General features: G+C 72.0%; 15 protein-coding genes and 5 tRNA genes. 13 read left to right on the top strand and 7 right to left on the bottom strand.

The genetic code is table 11. The features are described 5' to 3' along the window. Positions 1-162 precede the first annotated feature (162 nt). A complete protein-coding gene (gene ung / locus ACQEVU_RS39030) occupies positions 163-837 on the bottom strand; it encodes a uracil-DNA glycosylase (RefSeq protein WP_433332760.1) in 675 nt (224 codons plus the stop codon). A 74-nt stretch (positions 838-911) separates the two neighbouring features. On the opposite strand from ung, the gene ACQEVU_RS39025 reads away from it, so the two are divergent. Beyond that, positions 912-2,189 carry a hypothetical protein gene (locus tag ACQEVU_RS39025; RefSeq protein WP_433332759.1) on the top strand — a complete coding sequence of 426 codons (1,278 nt, stop codon included), beginning with the start codon at positions 912-914 and terminating at the stop codon, positions 2,187-2,189. On the opposite strand, the gene ACQEVU_RS39020 is transcribed toward ACQEVU_RS39025, so the two are convergent. Both ACQEVU_RS39020 and ACQEVU_RS39015 read right to left on the bottom strand, forming a co-directional pair. Beyond that, positions 2,179-2,802 (bottom strand): class F sortase, encoded by a 624-nt coding sequence (locus tag ACQEVU_RS39020; RefSeq protein ID WP_433332757.1) that lies wholly within the window; start codon positions 2,800-2,802, stop codon positions 2,179-2,181. The two genes, ACQEVU_RS39025 and ACQEVU_RS39020, sit on opposite strands and share 11 nt — an antisense overlap. After that, positions 2,799-3,245, bottom strand: coding sequence for a hypothetical protein (locus ACQEVU_RS39015; RefSeq protein ID WP_433332755.1), 447 nt, complete (start codon positions 3,243-3,245; stop codon positions 2,799-2,801). Before ACQEVU_RS39015 ends, ACQEVU_RS39020 begins: the two co-directional genes overlap by 4 nt. A 210-nt stretch (positions 3,246-3,455) precedes the next feature. On the opposite strand from ACQEVU_RS39015, the gene ACQEVU_RS39010 reads away from it, so the two are divergent. From ACQEVU_RS39010 to ACQEVU_RS39000, 3 genes are all read left to right on the top strand, one after another. Next, complete coding sequence (locus ACQEVU_RS39010) at positions 3,456-4,739, top strand: citrate synthase (RefSeq protein WP_433332753.1); 1,284 nt, start codon at positions 3,456-3,458, stop codon at positions 4,737-4,739. A gap of 122 nt (positions 4,740-4,861) precedes the next feature. Continuing rightward, complete coding sequence (locus ACQEVU_RS39005; protein WP_433332751.1) at positions 4,862-5,521, top strand: hypothetical protein; 660 nt, start codon at positions 4,862-4,864, stop codon at positions 5,519-5,521. 233 nt (positions 5,522-5,754) lie between these two features. Then, positions 5,755-6,504 carry a hypothetical protein gene (locus ACQEVU_RS39000; protein ID WP_433332749.1) on the top strand — a complete coding sequence of 250 codons (750 nt, stop codon included), beginning with the start codon at positions 5,755-5,757 and terminating at the stop codon, positions 6,502-6,504. A gap of 4 nt (positions 6,505-6,508) precedes the next feature. Here the strand turns inward: ACQEVU_RS39000 and ACQEVU_RS38995 are convergent, their stop codons facing one another. Together ACQEVU_RS38995 and ACQEVU_RS38990 are read right to left on the bottom strand one after the other, a co-directional pair. Continuing rightward, a complete protein-coding gene (locus tag ACQEVU_RS38995; RefSeq protein WP_433332747.1) occupies positions 6,509-6,886 on the bottom strand; it encodes an STAS domain-containing protein in 378 nt (125 codons plus the stop codon). 35 nt (positions 6,887-6,921) lie between these two features. Next, complete coding sequence (locus tag ACQEVU_RS38990) at positions 6,922-7,887, bottom strand: sodium:calcium antiporter (RefSeq protein ID WP_433332745.1); 966 nt, start codon at positions 7,885-7,887, stop codon at positions 6,922-6,924. A gap of 352 nt (positions 7,888-8,239) precedes the next feature. On the opposite strand from ACQEVU_RS38990, the gene ACQEVU_RS38985 reads away from it, so the two are divergent. The 9 genes from ACQEVU_RS38985 (at position 8,240) to ACQEVU_RS38945 (ending at position 11,552) form a co-directional block, all read left to right on the top strand. Continuing rightward, on the top strand, positions 8,240-9,052 hold the full coding sequence (locus ACQEVU_RS38985; protein WP_433332743.1) for a hypothetical protein: 813 nt from the start codon (positions 8,240-8,242) through the stop codon (positions 9,050-9,052). Between the two features lie 61 nt (positions 9,053-9,113). Beyond that, positions 9,114-9,524 (top strand): response regulator, encoded by a 411-nt coding sequence (locus tag ACQEVU_RS38980; RefSeq protein WP_433332741.1) that lies wholly within the window; start codon positions 9,114-9,116, stop codon positions 9,522-9,524. A gap of 82 nt (positions 9,525-9,606) precedes the next feature. Further along, the gene (locus ACQEVU_RS38975; RefSeq protein WP_433332739.1) at positions 9,607-10,227 is read left to right on the top strand and encodes a hypothetical protein; all 621 of its coding nucleotides are present in this window, start codon (positions 9,607-9,609) and stop codon (positions 10,225-10,227) included. Between the two features lie 384 nt (positions 10,228-10,611). Beyond that, a complete protein-coding gene (locus tag ACQEVU_RS38970) occupies positions 10,612-11,055 on the top strand; it encodes an HNH endonuclease (RefSeq protein ID WP_433332737.1) in 444 nt (147 codons plus the stop codon). Positions 11,056-11,110: 55 nt separating this feature from the next. Next, a tRNA-Ala gene (locus ACQEVU_RS38965) sits at positions 11,111-11,183 on the top strand. A 1-nt stretch (position 11,184) separates the two neighbouring features. Continuing rightward, a tRNA-Leu gene (locus ACQEVU_RS38960) sits at positions 11,185-11,257 on the top strand. A 37-nt stretch (positions 11,258-11,294) separates the two neighbouring features. Further along, positions 11,295-11,379: transfer RNA gene (locus ACQEVU_RS38955), tRNA-Ser, on the top strand. A 1-nt stretch (position 11,380) separates the two neighbouring features. Continuing rightward, positions 11,381-11,453, top strand: a tRNA-Arg gene (locus ACQEVU_RS38950). A gap of 13 nt (positions 11,454-11,466) precedes the next feature. Further along, a tRNA-Ser gene (locus ACQEVU_RS38945) sits at positions 11,467-11,552 on the top strand. Between the two features lie 223 nt (positions 11,553-11,775). Here the strand turns inward: ACQEVU_RS38945 and ACQEVU_RS38940 are convergent. Together ACQEVU_RS38940 and ACQEVU_RS38935 are read right to left on the bottom strand one after the other, a co-directional pair. Beyond that, the gene (locus ACQEVU_RS38940) at positions 11,776-12,666 is read right to left on the bottom strand and encodes a glycosyltransferase family 2 protein (RefSeq protein ID WP_433332735.1); all 891 of its coding nucleotides are present in this window, start codon (positions 12,664-12,666) and stop codon (positions 11,776-11,778) included. 793 nt (positions 12,667-13,459) lie between these two features. Beyond that, the gene (locus ACQEVU_RS38935; protein ID WP_433332733.1) at positions 13,460-16,072 is read right to left on the bottom strand and encodes a hypothetical protein; all 2,613 of its coding nucleotides are present in this window, start codon (positions 16,070-16,072) and stop codon (positions 13,460-13,462) included. Positions 16,073-16,180 lie beyond the last annotated feature (108 nt).

The following is a 16,180-nucleotide window of genomic DNA, read 5'->3' as shown; positions in this document are numbered from 1 at the left end:
TCGGACCGAGGCCGGGCAGTGCCCACCGCAAAAAGCCAATCGGACCGAGGCCGGGCAGGGTCCGCCGCAAAGTGCTGGGAAGACCGGGGCCGGGCAGCGTCCACCGCGGCGAGCCGGCCGAGCCGGGCGCCGGAACGAGGACGCTGCCGTGCGCCACCATCGTCAGACCCAGTGCACCGGCGGCAGGCCGGCCTCGTCGAGGGCCGCGTTCACCTGGCTGAAGGGCCGCGAGCCGAGGAAGCCCGCCGGGTTCATCGGGCTCGGGTGGCCGGCCTCGATGACCCGGTGCTGCGGGTTCGTGACCAGCACGGCCTTCTTGCGGGCGTAGCCGCCCCACAGCACGAACACCACCCGGCGGTCGAAGGAGTTGAGGGCCTGGATCGCCGCGTCCGTGAAGTGCTCCCAGCCCTTGCCCGCGTGCGAGGCGGCCTTGCCGGCGCGGACCGTCAGGACCGCGTTGAGCAGCAGGACGCCGTCGGCGGCCCACGGGGTGAGGTCGCCGTTGGACGGCGGGGTGACGCCCAGGTCCTCGCGCATCTCCTTGTAGACGTTGCGCAGCGACGGGGGGACCGACACCCCGGGGCGGACCGAGAAGCTCAGGCCGTGGGCCTGGCCCTCCTTGAAGTAGGGGTCCTGGCCCAGGATGAGCACGCGCGCCTGCTCCGGCGGGCAGAGGCGGAAGGCGGTGAAGAGGTCGGGCAGCGGCGGGTAGACGGGGCCGGCCGCATACTCGGCCTCCACGAACGTCTGCAGGCGTTGCACGACCTCCACGTCGAGGTGCGGCTTCATCACGTCACGCCAACCGGCGGGGAGGAGCTCGAGCAGATCCAACGACATGCACGCACTGTACGAGCCACGTACGACATTTTCTGTACCGGCCAAAAAGGGCATTTATCCGATAAAATCGGACCATGACCCAGGTCGGACCGGTCGGCAGCGGTGGTGAGCCGCTCACCGTGCTGTGGAACTGGCGCCAGCGGCTGGAGCAAACGGACGAACAAGAAAAAGAACAGAAGCCCCGACAAAAGCCGGAAAACGCCAGGCCACGGACCAGCATGACACAGGACGGGCCCGCGGATGGGCCGAAACTGGGTGATCAGGGCTATCTTGCGCGGCTGCAGGCGCGGCTGCGTGACGCCGCCGGCGATGTGCCCGGCGTCGTGCGGCGGCTTTCCGCGGTACCGCCGGAAAATCAGACGGATCTGCACCGGGCGATCGCCGCGGACCCGGCGGCGTCGCAACGCGGGTTTGCGTGGCTGCTGGAGCACTTCGACCGGCCGGGCACGGTGGTGGCGGCGCTCGGGCGGCTCGCGCCGGCGCTCGACGCGCTGCTGAAGGGGCACCACCAGCAGCTCGACGTCTTCGGCGACGCCGTCATCGCCGCCGTGCGCGAGGAGCGCGGGGAGCGCTGGGGCGACGAGGACGCCGCGGCGTGGCGCGACGGCTGGCGCTTCGCGGTCGGGTGGCTGCGCCAGGGGGCGGCGCTGCACCAGGGCGAGGCGCCGTTCTGGACCGGTACCGTGCTCGGGCACGACCGGCGCCGCGACGACGTGGCCGTGCTGACCGTCGGCACCGACCTGCCCTACCCGTTCCGGGCCGGGCAGCGGGCGATCGTCGAGTACCCCGGGGTCCCGGGCGCCTGGCGGCCGTGCTGGATCGGCGACCCGCCGGCCGCCGACAACCACATCGAGATCCACGTCCAGGCGCTGCCGGGCGACCGCGCCACGTCGGCCCTGGTCCGCGACGCGCGGGTCGGCGACCCGATCCGCCTGCACCGCGCCGAGGGCGACTTCGTCATCGAGCGCGGCGCCACCGGCGCGGTGCTCATCGTCGCCGAGGACGTGCACGTCACGCCGGTCAAGGCACTGCTGTCCGAGCTCGCCGCGCAGGGCGACGAGCGGGTCGTGCACCTGTTCTGGGGCGTGTCGACCCGCGACGACCTCTACGACCTCGAGTCGCTGCGCGAGCACGCCGCCCGCTGCGCGCACGCCACCGTCCACCCCGTCGTCGCGCGCGGGCCCGCCCACCCGTACCTCAGCGGCTCCCTGCCCCAGGTCGTCGTCGACTTCGGCGAGTGGACCACCCACGACGTGTACGTCAGCGGCACACCGCTTGCCGTCGGCGTCATGCGCAACATGCTGCTGCAACGCAACGTCGACGCCCGCCGGATCCACGCCTTCACGTTGTGAGCGACGCCGTCACGACCGTGTTGCCGCGGTAGCCCGACGTCTGCCGGTCGAAGCTGCCGCCGCAGGTCACCAGCTGCAGCCGCGCCCCGTCCACCGGCCCGTACACCAGCCCCGCGGGAAACGCGGTCTTGTCGTACAGCCGCACCGTGTCGACCCGGAACGTCGCGGTCGAACCGTCCTCGCGCTGGACCGACACCGCATCGCCGGGCTTGAGCCGGCCCAGCGAGTAGAAGACGGCCGGCCCGGTGGCGGCCGTGTCGACGTGCCCGACCAGCACCGCGTTGCCGCGCTCGCCGGGCGTCGGCCCGCGGCGGTACCACCCGACGTCCCCCGCCTCCTTGAGCGACGGCGGCTGCAGCATCCCGTCCGCGTCGACGTCGACCCGCCGCACCGGCGCGTCCACGCCGATCGCCGCGATCACCACCCGCGTCGGCGCTGCCGCCCCGCTCAGGTAGGCGCCGGAGACGCCGGCGACCCCGGACCCGGCCGGCACGAACGGCGGCGCGGAGCCCAGCGACTCGCCGATCATGATCACGCCGGTCACCACCAGCGCGATGATCAGCAGCGCGGGCAGCCCCCGCCAGCGCCCGTCCGGCCGGACGAGCAGTCTCAAGCGGGCCGGCGCCGCAAGACGAACGCGCCGGCGGCGCCGATGGCCAGCAGCCCACCGCCGGCGGCCATGAGCGCGTGGTTCGTCGGGTGCGCCGTGGCGCCGCCGCCGGTCGGGACCCCGCCCGTCGGCGCGACCACGAGTTGTACCACCGCCGACGTGCCGTCCCCGCAGTCGATGCTGACGTTGAATGTCCCCTCCTGCGTGCTGGCCGGGATCGTGGTCGTCACGGAGAAGACGCCCGAGGTCTTGCCCGGCTCCATCGGGATGCGCTCCGGCAGGCCCAGCGCCGCGCCGGCCACGTCCGCCTCGCGTACTCCCTCCGCGCACACGATGCTGAACGTGACCTGCCCTCCCGGGTTCACCGTGTCCGGCGAGACCGCACCACTGGGGCCGGCGGAAGGGGCGAGGGCGACCACGCCGAGCGCAGCGAGGAGAGTCTGCATGTGTACATCTCATCGAATACCGGGGTGAACAGGACACACCCCGGCGGGGCGGTGGGACGATTGGCGTAGGAAATGTCGCACTGACGCGCCCCGCCGCGCGCCCCGGGCTGTACATCTGAAATCCTGCCCGAAGGCGCCATAAGCGCCGGTCGTGGGCAATGGCGGCCGCGGCCAGGAGCCGGACTGCGGGACGAGACGGGAACGACGCGCATGAGTGAGTACAACATCACATACCCCGACGGCGAGCTCGAGCTCAAGGTACGCAAGGCCACCGAGGGCCCGTCAGGGCTGGAGGTCGGGTCGCTGCTCAAGCAGACCGGCCAGGTCACGCTGGACACCGGCTTCGTCAATACGGCCTCGTGCGTCTCGTCGATCACCTACATCGACGGCGACGAGGGCATCCTGCGCTACCGCGGCTACCCGATCGAACAGCTGGCCCAGGGCTCCAGCTTCCTGGAAAGCTCCTACCTGCTCATCCACGGCGAGCTGCCCAGCGCGTCGCAGCTGGAGAACTTCACGAGCCGCATCCAGCACCACACGCTGCTGCACGAGGAGATGCGCCGCTTCTTCGACGGCTTCCCCCGCGACGCCCACCCCATGGCGGTGCTCTCGTCGGCCGTCAGTGCGCTGTCGACCTTCTACCAGGACAGCCTCAACCCGTTCGACGAGGAGCAGGTGGAGATCTCCACCATCCGGCTCATGGCCAAGGTGCCGACGATCGCGTCGTACGCGTACAAGAAGGCCATCGGGCAGCCCATGCTGTACCCGGACAACTCCCTCGGCTACGTCGAGAACTTCCTGCGCATGACGTTCGGCGTCCCCGCCACGCCGTACGAGATCGACCCCGTCATGGTCAAGGTCCTCGACATGCTCCTGCTGCTGCACGCCGACCACGAGCAGAACTGCTCGACCTCCACGGTCCGCCTCGTCGGCTCCAGCCAGGCCAACCTCTTCGCGTCGGTCTCGGCCGGCGTCAACGCGCTCTTCGGCCCGCTGCACGGCGGCGCCAACCAGGCCGTGCTGGAGATGCTGCAGGACATCCAGGCCGACGGCGGCGACGTCGCGTCGTTCGTGCGCAAGGTCAAGAACAAGGAGGCCGGCGTCCGGCTCATGGGCTTCGGGCACCGGGTCTACAAGAACTACGACCCCCGCGCCGCGCTGGTCAAGAAGGCCGCCCAGGAGGTCCTGGGCCGCATGGCGCAGCCCGACCCGCTGCTCGACCTGGCCATGGAGCTCGAGGAGATCGCCCTCGCGGACGACTTCTTCGTGTCCCGCAAGCTGTACCCCAACGTCGACTTCTACACCGGCCTGATCTACAAGGCGATGGGCTTCCCGACGACGATGTTCACGGTGCTCTTCGCCCTCGGCCGCCTGCCCGGCTGGATCGCCCAGTGGCGCGAGATGATCAACGACCCGGAGACCAAGATCGGCCGTCCGCGCCAGGTCTACACCGGCTACGGCGCCCGGGATTACACCCCGATTGCCGCCCGGTAAAGACCCGCTGCGCGGAGCGGTTCTTGCTCGTTTGTCTACTTGACGGAGATCGACCCCAGCTGTCTCATACATGAGTCCGTCTGGGGTCGTTGTCCGTTTTCGACAGGAGCATTCGGAGCAGCATGAGCGCGCCAACGTTGTCGCCGCTACTCACCGCGGCGGTGCAGGACCGGACGTCAGGGGCTACCGGCGTGGCCCGGCAGGTGCTCGACGGCCTGGCCGAGTTCGTGCACGACCCGGCGACCCTGCGCGCGATGGTGGCCCCGCTGCCCGGACTCCTGCCCGGGTACGCCTCGATGTGGCACATCGCGCGCGCGGCCAACGGCGACCACCCGGGCCCGGCCCTGGCCGCCATCCGCGAGCAGCTCGACCGCGACGTTGAGCGCTCCGTGTCCGTGGCCACGCGGGTGCTGCAGCAGCGCGGCGGCTGGGTGCGCACCGCGCCGAGCAGCGCCCTGGTCAAGGCGACCGTGGCCGGCCTGCCCGCGGGCACCGTCGACGCGCCCGGCACCGAGGGCCTGGAGCCGGTCACCGGCGTGGCCGGCGCCGACGCGATCAGCCCGACCCGCGTGCTCAACATCAAGGGCACCCTGGAGCTGGCCCGGGCCATCCCGACGATCGTCGTGACGACGTCGCTCAAGCTGGTGCCGGAGGACGTCTTCGAGGGCCTGGGCTCCCCCCTGTTCGAGCGGATCCCGCTCGACGCCTTCTGGGCCGTCGTCCTCGACGGCGAGCTGCTGACGCCGGCCGAGGCCGGCCGCCGCGCCGCCCGACTCGCCTGAGGCAGAATCCCTGCGCGGCAACCGGTTGTGCGATCGTGTGCGGTCGTGTGCTCCACATTGGACAGATCCGCACGGTCGGGAATACGGCACGAATTGGGGGCTGTGCAGCGGTCGGCCGGGGGAGTACATTTCGTGCAACCCAAGGACGGCCGGGGCCGCCGCTTCCCCCGTGGCGGCGGCCCCGGTCCTTGATCGAGGTTTGTCCCTCGCGGGGCCCGGAGACCACGACAGGCATGAGTGCCGTCGTCACCCGAGAGCCGACCGTCCAGGGCCCGCCGCCGCGAACCGTCTACGCCGTCGGTGGCATCGTCCTCGCCGCAATCCTCGTCGCCGCCGTCGTGGCCCTCGCGGCCTGGCCGTTCGTCAGCCGTCGCACCGCCGGGAACCACGTCGTCAGCGGGCTCGTGGCGGGGCGGGAGGAGGCCACGCTGGACCTGCTCACCGGCGTCACCGCCGTCACCGTCAGCGCCGAGGACCTGGGCGACACGCTGTACCGCGTGGAAAGCCCCCAGACCCCGACCGCCACCGAGTCCACCGCCGACCGCGGGCGCATCGACGTCGCCGTGAACGGCGCCGACGCGTCGGTCATCATCAAGCTCAACCGCGACGTGCGCTGGACGCTGCGGTTCACCGGCGGTGCCCAGCGCAACGGGGCCGATCTGCACGACCTGCGCCACCTCGCCGGCGTGCAGTACGTCGGCGGCGTCTCCACGATCGAGCTCTCCCTGCCCCCGGCCGACGGCGCCGTGCCCGTGCGGGTCGGCGGCGGCGCGGACGCCGTGCGCATCCACGCCACCGGCCGCGCCCCCGCCCGCGTGCGCGCCGGCGGGGGAGCCGGCACGGTCACCGTCGACGGCGAGGCGCACACCGGCGTGACGGCCGGCTCGGTGTTCGCCGGCCCCGGCTGGGACGACGCCCACGACCGTTACGACGTGGACGCCACCGGCGGGGTGTCCACCATCACGGTGGACCGCAACAGGTAGGGGCTCAGCCGCCGAGGTCGGCGGGTGCGCCGGACACGGGGGCGTCGTCGGGCAGGTCGGGCAGGCCGAACAGCTCGGTCAGCCCGGTGATCTGCAGCAGCCGGTGCACGAACGGGGAGGGGCTGCGCACCTCCATCGTCCCGCCGACCTCGCGGGTCTTGTTGTTCATCGCGACCAGCGTCCCGATGCCGATCGAGTCCATGAACGGCACCCGCTGCAGGTCGACCGTGAGCCGGCTGGGGCGGTACGTCTCGATGTTCTCGAGTACCACAGCCCGCAGTGCCCCGACCGTCGCCGCCTCCAGCGGCCCTAACACTTCCACCACGATCGTGCCGCCCGGAACGTCGCCGGAGCGGTGCGTCCGGACCATTGCGTCGCCCATTCGACTCGCGTACCCAGCCCGCCGAAGCGGAAACGTCACGGGTTGGCCGAGATCAACAACGGCAGGGTCAGCCCGTACGCGCACAGCAGCACGCAAGCCTCCGGCCGGGTGATCCGGCTGCCGCGCTTCAGCAGCAGCCAGGCCAGCACGCCTGCGGCGACCATCGCGGTGACCGCCGCGAAGCCGAACGGCGCGATCCGCTCGCCGCCCGCCGCCAGGCCCACCACCGCGCCGCCGATGAGGCTGTTGAACAGGTTGCTGCCCAGCAGGTTGCCGACCATCAGATCGCCCTCGCCGCGGCGCTGGGCCTGCACCGACGTCATCAGCTCCGGCAGCGACGTGCCGCCGGCCACCAGCGTGAAGCCGATGACGGTGTCGCTGACGCCCCAGTGGTGGGCCAGCGTCGAGGCGTTGGCCACCACCAGCTGCGCGCCGCCGAGCGTCGCGGCCAGCCCGAGCACGATCCGGGTCACCTCGACCCACCAGCGGCCCGGCTTCGGCGCGGGCTCGACGAACGCCGCGACGTCGTCGGGCAGGGGATCATCCGGCGGTACCCGCGACAGCCGCACCAGCAGCACCAGCGCGCCGATACTGAGCAGCGCCAGCAGTACACCGGCCACGAGCTTGAGCCCGACCAGGGCGAACGCCCCGAACACGCTGACCCCGGCGACCATCAGCGGGGCCTCCCGCACGGGCACCGAGGAGCGCACCAGCACCGGCGAGACGACCGCGACGACGCCCAGGATCAGCGTCACGTTGAGGATGTTGGACCCGACCAGGTTGCCCAGCGCCAGACCCGCGTTGCCGCGCACCGCCGCGGTGCCCGACACGACGAACTCCGGCGCGCTCGTGCCCAGGCCGATGACGACGACCCCGACGATGACCGGCGCCACCCGCAGCACCGTCGCGAGGCGCCCCGCGCCCACGACGAGCTGGTCGGCGCCCACGGTCAGCAGCAGCAGGCCGGCGATGCCGATCCCGGCGACGAACAGGGTCGACATCCGCCTCCTCCCAGCGATGGCCCGGCAGGACACCATACTCGGCCGGGACCACCCCGGCTCGCCCCGCCGGGGCCGCCCCGAGCGGTTGCGTTCGGTACACGATCCACTGCTCAGCGCAGTGAGGGTGAGGATCGGCGGGCGTCACAGTCGGAAATACGAAGCGGTTCCGGCGGATTGACCGCCGCCACGGCTGGCGCAAAGGCGCGGAGGGCCTTAAAGTTTTCATCGAGACCGGCGTCTTCCCCCGTGGATGCCGGTCTCACCATTTTCTGGGGCCTCTCGCGCGCCCGGTCCGGGGCTGTCTCCACAGTGGACGTCACGGTACATTGACCCCGGCGGAGGGAGCGGTCGAGTGCGTTGTCCACGTTGCGGGGCCGACGGCGTCGACGCCGCGGGCTACTGCGTCCAGTGCCGGCTCTACCGCGGGCCGGTCGCCGCGCCGCCGCCCCCGATGGCCGGGCAGTTCCCCGTCTACGCGGCACCGCCGCCGCCCGCGCGGCGCAATCCGCTGCTGATCCCCGGCATCATCTTCGGCGTCATCGCCGTGCTCCTCGTCGGCGCGGTGATCGTCTACGCGGCGACCGCCGGTGGCGGCGGCGAGCAGAGCGCCGCCCCGCCCGACGCCAACCCGGTCGTCGTCACCAGCGAGACCGGCACGCCGGCCGCGCTGCCCACGACCGACGACCCGGCCCCCAGCGACGAGCCGAGCGCCTCCGCGTCGGCCCGCCCCAGCGCCTCCGCCGCCCCCTGCGTCGCCGGCGTCTGGCTGGAGGAGAAGCACGACGAGATGGTGACCGTGCGCAACACCGGCACCTTCCTCTTCACCGGCGGCGGCGCCTACCACCGCTACAGCGACACCGGCCGGGTCGTCATCGACTACGGCGACGGCATGCACCTGCGCGGCAGCAACGGCGGCACCACCTTCGACTACGTCTTCGCGGGCTTCATCTCCTACCAGTGGAAGGTCGAGAACGGCGTCATCACGTACTCCGCCCCGCGCCCCGACGGCACCGAGACCTTCATCCGCAACGGCCACACCGACTACTCCGGCAAGCTCGAGGCCCGCATCCCGGCCCCGCAGCGGGTCAACTGCGGCTCGGTCGCCATGAGCCTCACCAGCAACATCACGGCGATCCAGCTCAAGCGCACCAGCCCCGCACCCTGACCGGGCGTCTTGCTCAGGTCCGCCCCCCACCGGCCGATCTCGCTGGTGAGGAGGGGCCTGCATGGACAACAAGCTCGCCATGGTCATCGACGACTCGCGCGCGATGAGGGGCATCCTGAAACGGATCCTGCTGCCGCTCGGCTTCGAGGTCCGCGAGGCCACGAACGGCAAGGACGCCCTCGACCAGATCTGGGACGACGACCTCAAGCCGGCGCTGGCGCTCATCGACTGGAACATGCCGGAGATGAACGGGCTGGAGTTCGTCATGGCCGTACGCAAGCAGAAGCATCTGCGGCAGATGACGCTCATGATGGTGACCACCGAGAGCGAACACGGACAGATCGTGCGCGCCCTCGCCGCCGGGGCGCACGAGTATGTGATCAAACCGTTCACAGCGGAAGCAATCGTCGACAAGCTGACCTACCTGGGGCTCGTCCCGCTGGCCGGCGCCGAGCCCGCCGTCACGGCGTGATCTGGGATCTTGACCTGAAACGCAATGTTCTCGGTCCGATAGGCGACGGAAGAACGCCAGACGCCGAACTACCGTGCGACACATGACGATCGACTTCCCGAACGGCTGGTGGGGTACGGACCTGGGCATCGCCCGGGCGAGCGTGGGTACCTACGAGCTCTACCCCACCGAGACCCTGCCGATCGTGGACGAGTCGCGTTTCGACGGCACCTTCTCCTGGCTGGTGCCCGGCGCGCCGCACGACCCGCTGCGGGCCATGGAGGTGGCCGCCCTCTCCGAGCACATCGCGCTGCCGGAGCCGTTCAAGCGCTTCATGAGCAGCCAGGTGCTGATGGACGCCATCCCGTCGTGCACCGGCTGCGACTTCGACCTGGCCCCGCGCCCGGTCCCGAGCCCCGTCGAGCCCGCCGCCCAGCTCGTGCGGTTCCTGCGCGACCAGCGTGACACCGTCATCTGGTACCTCTACCTGCGCCCCGGCGCCGAGCCGTTCGTCATCGCCGCGCCGTGGCTGTTGGAGATCGTCGGCCTCGAGGACGTCGACCGCGCGACCCTCATCGCCAACATGGTCCGCGCCTCCCACGGCTTCGAGCAGTTCATCCACCGCTTCTGGCTGGAGAACTCGCTGTGGTTCAGCGTCAACGAGGGCGACGAGTCCACCGACGAGATGAACCTGTACCTCGCGCATTACACCGCCGCGATTTAATCTCTTGCGCCCTTCGCGGGGCGCGCCTATCTTTGAATACATCAGCGACGAGCACGAGCAGAGAAGGGACTGGCGATGAGTGAGCTTCGAGCACTACGACTGGCGGCGGCCTCATGGCTGGTCAGCGGCTTGTCGACGTTCACCGGTAGGTGGCGCGGCTAGGGGACACCCTCGGCTCACGCAACCGCCCGGTGCATCATCCGGGCGGTTTTTTCATGCCCTCATACATTGAAGTACTTAAATAGAAGACACGCCGTGGTAGCCCAATCGGCAGAGGCACTCCCCTCAAACAGGAATCAGTGCGGGTTCGAATCCCGCTCGCGGCTCGCAAGATCGTTTGGTTCGTACGTCGGATTTGTTGTGCAGATGAAGGGAGGAGGCCCGGTGACCGCGGTTCTCGTACTCAACGCCGACCTCGGACCCCTGCACCGGGTCTCCATCCGCCACGCCATCCGCATGCTCCTGCGCGAGGTGGCCGTGATTCACGAGGCGGAGCCGGACCGGTTGATCGGGGTGTACCCGCTCCCGCGGGTCGTGCGGCTCGTGTCCTACGTCGTCACCCGCTGGCGCTTCACCGGCGGGCCGGCCTGGTCCCGCGCCGGCGTCCACGCCCGCGACGGCCGCCGCTGCGGCTACTGCGGGGCCGAGGCGACCACCATCGACCACATCCTGCCCCGCTCCCGCGGCGGCCGGAACAGCTGGAAGAACACCGTTGCGGCCTGCACGGGCTGCAACCAGCGCAAGGGCGACCGCACTCCCGCCGAAGCGGGCATGGTGCTGCGCGTCAAGCCGTCGGTTCCGACGTGGCACGCGCTCGTCCAGCGCTGACGATAGGCCCCGGCGGCGCGGCTCCTTCGCTACCGCCCGCCGCCGGGGCCCTCAAGGGTCTGTAGCTCATCTGGTAGAGCGCCGCTCTTGCAAAGCGGAGGTGGCCGGTTCAAGTCCGGCCGGATCCACGCCCGGGTAGCCCAAAGGAAGAGGCGCCTGAATCAGACTCAGGAGGTTGGAGGTTCGAATCCTCTTCCGGGTACGCAGCACGGTCGCCGGCCCGCCCGGCCGGCGACACTGGAGAGTTGGCCGAGAGGTAAGGCTGCGGCTTGCTAAGCCGTCGACGGGGGAGACCCCGCGGGGGTTCGATCCCCTCACTTTCCGCGCCCTTGTAGCTCAGTGGAAAGAGCGCCCGGCTACGAACCGGGAGGCCGGAGGTTCGAGTCCTCCCTGGGGTACGCGCGTGTCATTGGGAAGGCCAGCCGATTGGTGCCGGCACCCGTCTCGAAAACGGCGTTGGGTTCACGCCCGTGTGGGTTCGACTCCCACCCTTCCCGCGCATCCGGTCAACGGCCCGGCGCAGGCGCCGCGCCAGCCGCCCCAGGTCGGCCTCGGCGGCCCGCCGCTCGTGCCCGTACGGCGCCATCTCCTGCCACATCGGGATCATGTCCCCGCTCCTTCGTTCGTCGTCACCCAGATGACGAACCGGGATCCGGGATCCGGACGCTGTGCCGGCGCGGCTTTCGTGCTCGGCGGCTTTGAGGTCAGCCGCTTTCGTGCTCAGCGCCCGAACGCGTACCGGGTCAGCACCCGCACGCTGCCGCCGCTGCGCTGCTTCGCGGCCGCCGGCAGCATCGTGAGCGCGTGGATGCGCGACGACAGCCGCAGCCGCGCCGCCCGCCCGGCCCGCGGCCAGCCGTGCTCGTCCATGCGCCGCGCCACCGCGACGAAGAAGTCCCGCGCCTCGCTGAAGCGGTTGCCGGTCACCGCCGTCGACGCCGAGAGGCTCTCCCCGTGCCGGCGATACTGGAACACGACCTCGTCGTCGGCCACGAGCGCCCCGCCGCGGGTCACCAGCTGCAGGATGAGCTTCAGGTCCTGGATGACGCTGAGCGCCGGGTCGAAGCCCACCGCCTTGATTTCCTCGGTACGCCAGACCAGCGACGGAAAGTACAACCAGTTGCCCCGCAGCAGGCTCACCGCGAGGTCCTCCCCGGCCATCGTCACCGTCCCGGCGAACCGCGGCGCGTACACCCGCCGCTTCGTCGTGTCCGCCAGGGTCTTCACGACGCCCCCGTCGCCCCCGATGACCTCGACGCCCGGCTGCACCAGCACCGCGTCGGGGTGCGCCTCGATCAGCTCGTGGACGCGCTGGACGTACCGCGGCAGCATCACGTCGTCGCACCCCATGAGCGTCATGAACGGCGCGCTCGCGAGGTCGACGCCCTGCTGGAAGTTCCGCGTGATCCCCAGGTTGACCCGATTCGGCCGGTACCGCACCCGCGGATGCCCGAGCCCCGCGAAGTACTCGGCGATCTGCGTGCCCCGCTCCGCCGGGTTGTCGTCCAGGACGGTCAGCCGCCACCGGTCGTCGGTCTGCGCGAGGATGCTCTCGACGGCGATCCTGAGCAGCCTCAGGTCGCCGTAGTGCGGCAGCATGATGTCGAGCACCGTGCGATGGTATCGGCTGCGCCGGGACCGCCTCCCGGCCTCGCGCCGGGCTTCGCCCGCGTCCAGCGGATATGTCCGCCGCTTCGCGACGGACATATCCGAAATTTCGGTTATGCGCGCTTGGTCGCCAATGGCATTGCTGATCCGACATGTCCGCCACTCCGTGACGGACATGTCGGATTTATCGGTTATGCGCATATCTCGAAGGCCGCGGGGTTGCTCGGCACGTGACGGAACCGCGAGGGCTGCTGCGCGCTGCGAAGGCCTCGGGCGGCGGGAAGGGTGCGCGGGGCGCCACCAGAGGGCCGTGGGCCGCCGAACGAGCGCCGCATGCGGCCGAGGGACGTCCCGCGCCGCATAGGGAGGCTGTGAGCCGCGCAGAGCGGTCGTCCGGCGGGCAGTGGTCGTGCGGGGGCGCAGGTTGGGCGGTGTGCCGCGCAGGCGGCCGTGTGCCGCGTGGGGGAGGTCGTGCGGCGGCGGGGCGCAGGTTCGGCGGTGTGCCGCGCAGGCGGCCGTGCGGCGCGTGGGGGAGGTCGTGCGGCGGCGGGGCGCAGGTTCGGCGGTGTGCCGCGCAGGCGGCCGTGCGGCGGCGGGGCGCAGGTTCGGCGGTGCGCCGCGCGGGCGGCCGTGCGCCGCGTGGGGGAGGTCGTGCGGCGGCGGGGCGCAGGTTCGGCGGTGCGCCGCGCAGGCGGCCGTGCGCCGCGCGTAGGGGGCCGAGGAGGCCGGGCGCCGAGACGGCGAAAAAAAGCCGGTCCGGCCGTGACAACGGCCGGACCGGTTCGAAGCGTCTAGATCAGTGTCGGGCTCGCCGCGGACCGGCCGGGGGCTGGCCCGCCGCGGCGCGCTTGGCGGCCTGCTCCTCCGGGGAGTTCGGGTCTTCGTCCCACGCCTTCGCGCGGCGGATCTCGTCGAAGAACCCGAGCAGCCGGTCGAGCTCCTGCGTGCTCGTCTTGTCGTCGGCCCGGGTGGCCTTGCCCTTCTTGTTGTGCGAGCGGATCTCCCGGCCAGTGGTGATCGAGGAGGTCTCGTCGGCGGGCTCGGCCTGCTCGTCCGGCATCGGGGCCCGCTGGGCCGGCATGCGGCCCGTGGGCTCGTCGTGGTGCCGGGTCGGCGCGGTGACCGGGTCGAAGTGGTGCTCGTCGTAGTTGGGGGCGTCGAAGCTGTACCCCTGCTGCGGCCCGTTCTGGTGCAGCGGCTGGTCCTCGCGGTGGAACGCGTGCGGGGGAGCGACGTGCAGGTCGGGGTGCATCCCGCCGTACGTGCTGCCGTTGTGCGCCGGCCGCCCACCGCCGTTGAGCCCGTGGCCGTTGACCGGAGCCGCACCGTGGCCGTTGACCGGAGCGCCGTGCCCGTTGGCGTAGCCGTTGGGACCCTGGTGGCCGTTGTGCCCGGGGTGGCCGTGGCCGCCGCCGTACGTCGTGCCGCCGTGACCGTTCGGGCCGCCGTGCCCGTTAGGGCCGCCCTGCGTCGGGCCGGGGACGACGGGGACGATCGGGGCGGTCGACTCCGGAGTACCACGGAAGCCACCCGCCGCCGGGAACGCTCCCGTGGCGTCGGCCGGGCGCTGCCGCGGCTGCTGCATCGGGGGCTCGGCCGGGTAGCCGCCGCCGCGACCCGGGCGGGGCTGGCCGTTCGGGGTCAGCGGGGCGAAGCTGCCGGTCGCCGTCGGGTCCGAGGCGGCCGGGAACGAGCCGGTGCGCGAGTCGAACCCGTTCGGCCGCTCGAACGTGCCGGTCGAGTCGACCGCCGGGAAGGAGCCGGTCCGGGTGCCGTTGGGGCGCTCGAACGTGCCGGTCGAGTCCACGGCCGGGAACGAGCCGGTGCGCGGGTCGCGGCCGCGCGGCGCGTCGAACGAGGTTGTGCGGGGCTCGGTGTAGCCGGGCTCGTACCCGCGGTCGTGCGCCGCCGGGCGGGCCACCGTCGGGTGCGCGCCCGACGGGTGGTTGTTGGCCGGGCGCCCGTCCACGAGGTACGGCCCGTTGGCGTCGCCGCGGCGGCCGCCGGCCGGGTGGCTGGCGTGCCGGGGCGCGTCCTGGACCGCCGGGAACGAACCGGTCGTGCTCGCGCCGGCCGTCGCCGCCGGGGCGACGAGCTCGACCTCGCCCGGCTCGGGCAGCGAGTCGCGCAGCCCGGTGGCGAGGATGAACACGTTGGGGGCGGCGCCGCGCGGCACGGTGAGGTACGCGCGCTTGCGGGCGTCGATGGGGAGCTTCTCGAGGATCTCGGCGATGGTGTGCGCCGGGGGCGGCAGCTCGGCCGCGTTCGGCGCGCCCACGATGATCGCGCACCGGTTCACGTCCACCGGCAGGCCGCGGATCCAGTCGGCCGGGTCGTTGAGGTGCTCCGGACGGATCCAGAGGCCGGCCTGTACCACCTCGAGCACCCAGCCGGAGCCGAGCGAGAACGTCGCCTGGCCGGCCGGGGTGTCCAGCAGGTCGGGGCACGGGTTGACCCAGTCGACCGCGCGCGGGGCGCCGGTGCGGGGCGCGTGCCACAGCTCGCGGGCGAACGTACGCCAGCGGGGCAGCCCCTTGGAGTCGATGGTGACCACGGCACGCTGCCCGGCGGGCGCGCACAGCGGCAGGCCGGTGCGCACGTGGACCGCGCGGCCGAGGACGTCGGCCACGACGGGGCCGACCGGGCCGTCGGCGATGGGATCCTGGCCGTACGGCGTGTACACGCAACGGTCGGACGCCAGCGCCGGGATCGCGGTGACCGCCCGCGCGACCTCGTCGCGCTGCAGCGGCTGGTCGCCGGGGTGGCCGAGGATCAGCGCCGGGTTGGCGTGGTCGGTCGGCACCGAGTAGGCCAGGTCCGTGACGCTGCCGACGCGGCGGCGGTGCAGCCACAGGCCGGCCGGGATCTGGTCCATGACCAGGTCGCCGGGCAGCTCGGGCAGCTCGGTGCACAGGTCGGACTCCCACGCCGGGGCGGGGAAGCGCCAGCCCACGCGGACCGGCTGCGCGCCGGTGCGGAAGCGCCAGAAGCCGCCGGGGCGCTGCTCGCCGCGCCCGACGGGGGCGAACAGGGAGCCGCCGGGCACGCCCAGCAGGGGGCCGGCCGCCGCGATGACGTCGATGCCGAGCCGCATGGCGATCATGTGCGCCGCGGCCGGGCGCTCGTTGGTGGCGCAGGCCCCGTCCCAGGCGACGAAGCGCATCGCCGCGAACCCGCGGGGCAGCCCGTTCGCCAGTACCTCGGCCAGTTCCTCGATCATCGCGGGCTGCAGCTTCACCGTATGGGAGCTGATCACCACCGCGCATTCCGCGGAACCGTGGGGCGAGACGACCAGCGCCGCCGCGCCCGGGCTGGGCTCCTCACCGGAGTGGACGACCGCACCGGCACCGAGCCAGGAAACCTTCATCCCCGGCCAGTGCCGCAGCCGCACCTGCATCGCCGTGCTCATGCGGACCTCTCAGCACTATGGAGCCATACCCCACCGAGGGCGGGTGCCGGCCGCATGGCCACCGTCCCGGCTGAAGGCCGTGGTCGGCCCAGCGTTCCCGGTGTGCGA

Origin of the sequence: Dactylosporangium sp. CA-139066, from assembly GCF_050936175.1 — a bacterium.
Lineage (GTDB): Bacteria > Actinomycetota > Actinomycetes > Mycobacteriales > Micromonosporaceae > Dactylosporangium.
Note: the sequence above shows the minus strand (reverse complement) of the source record. Positions and strands in the feature narration are given on the sequence as shown.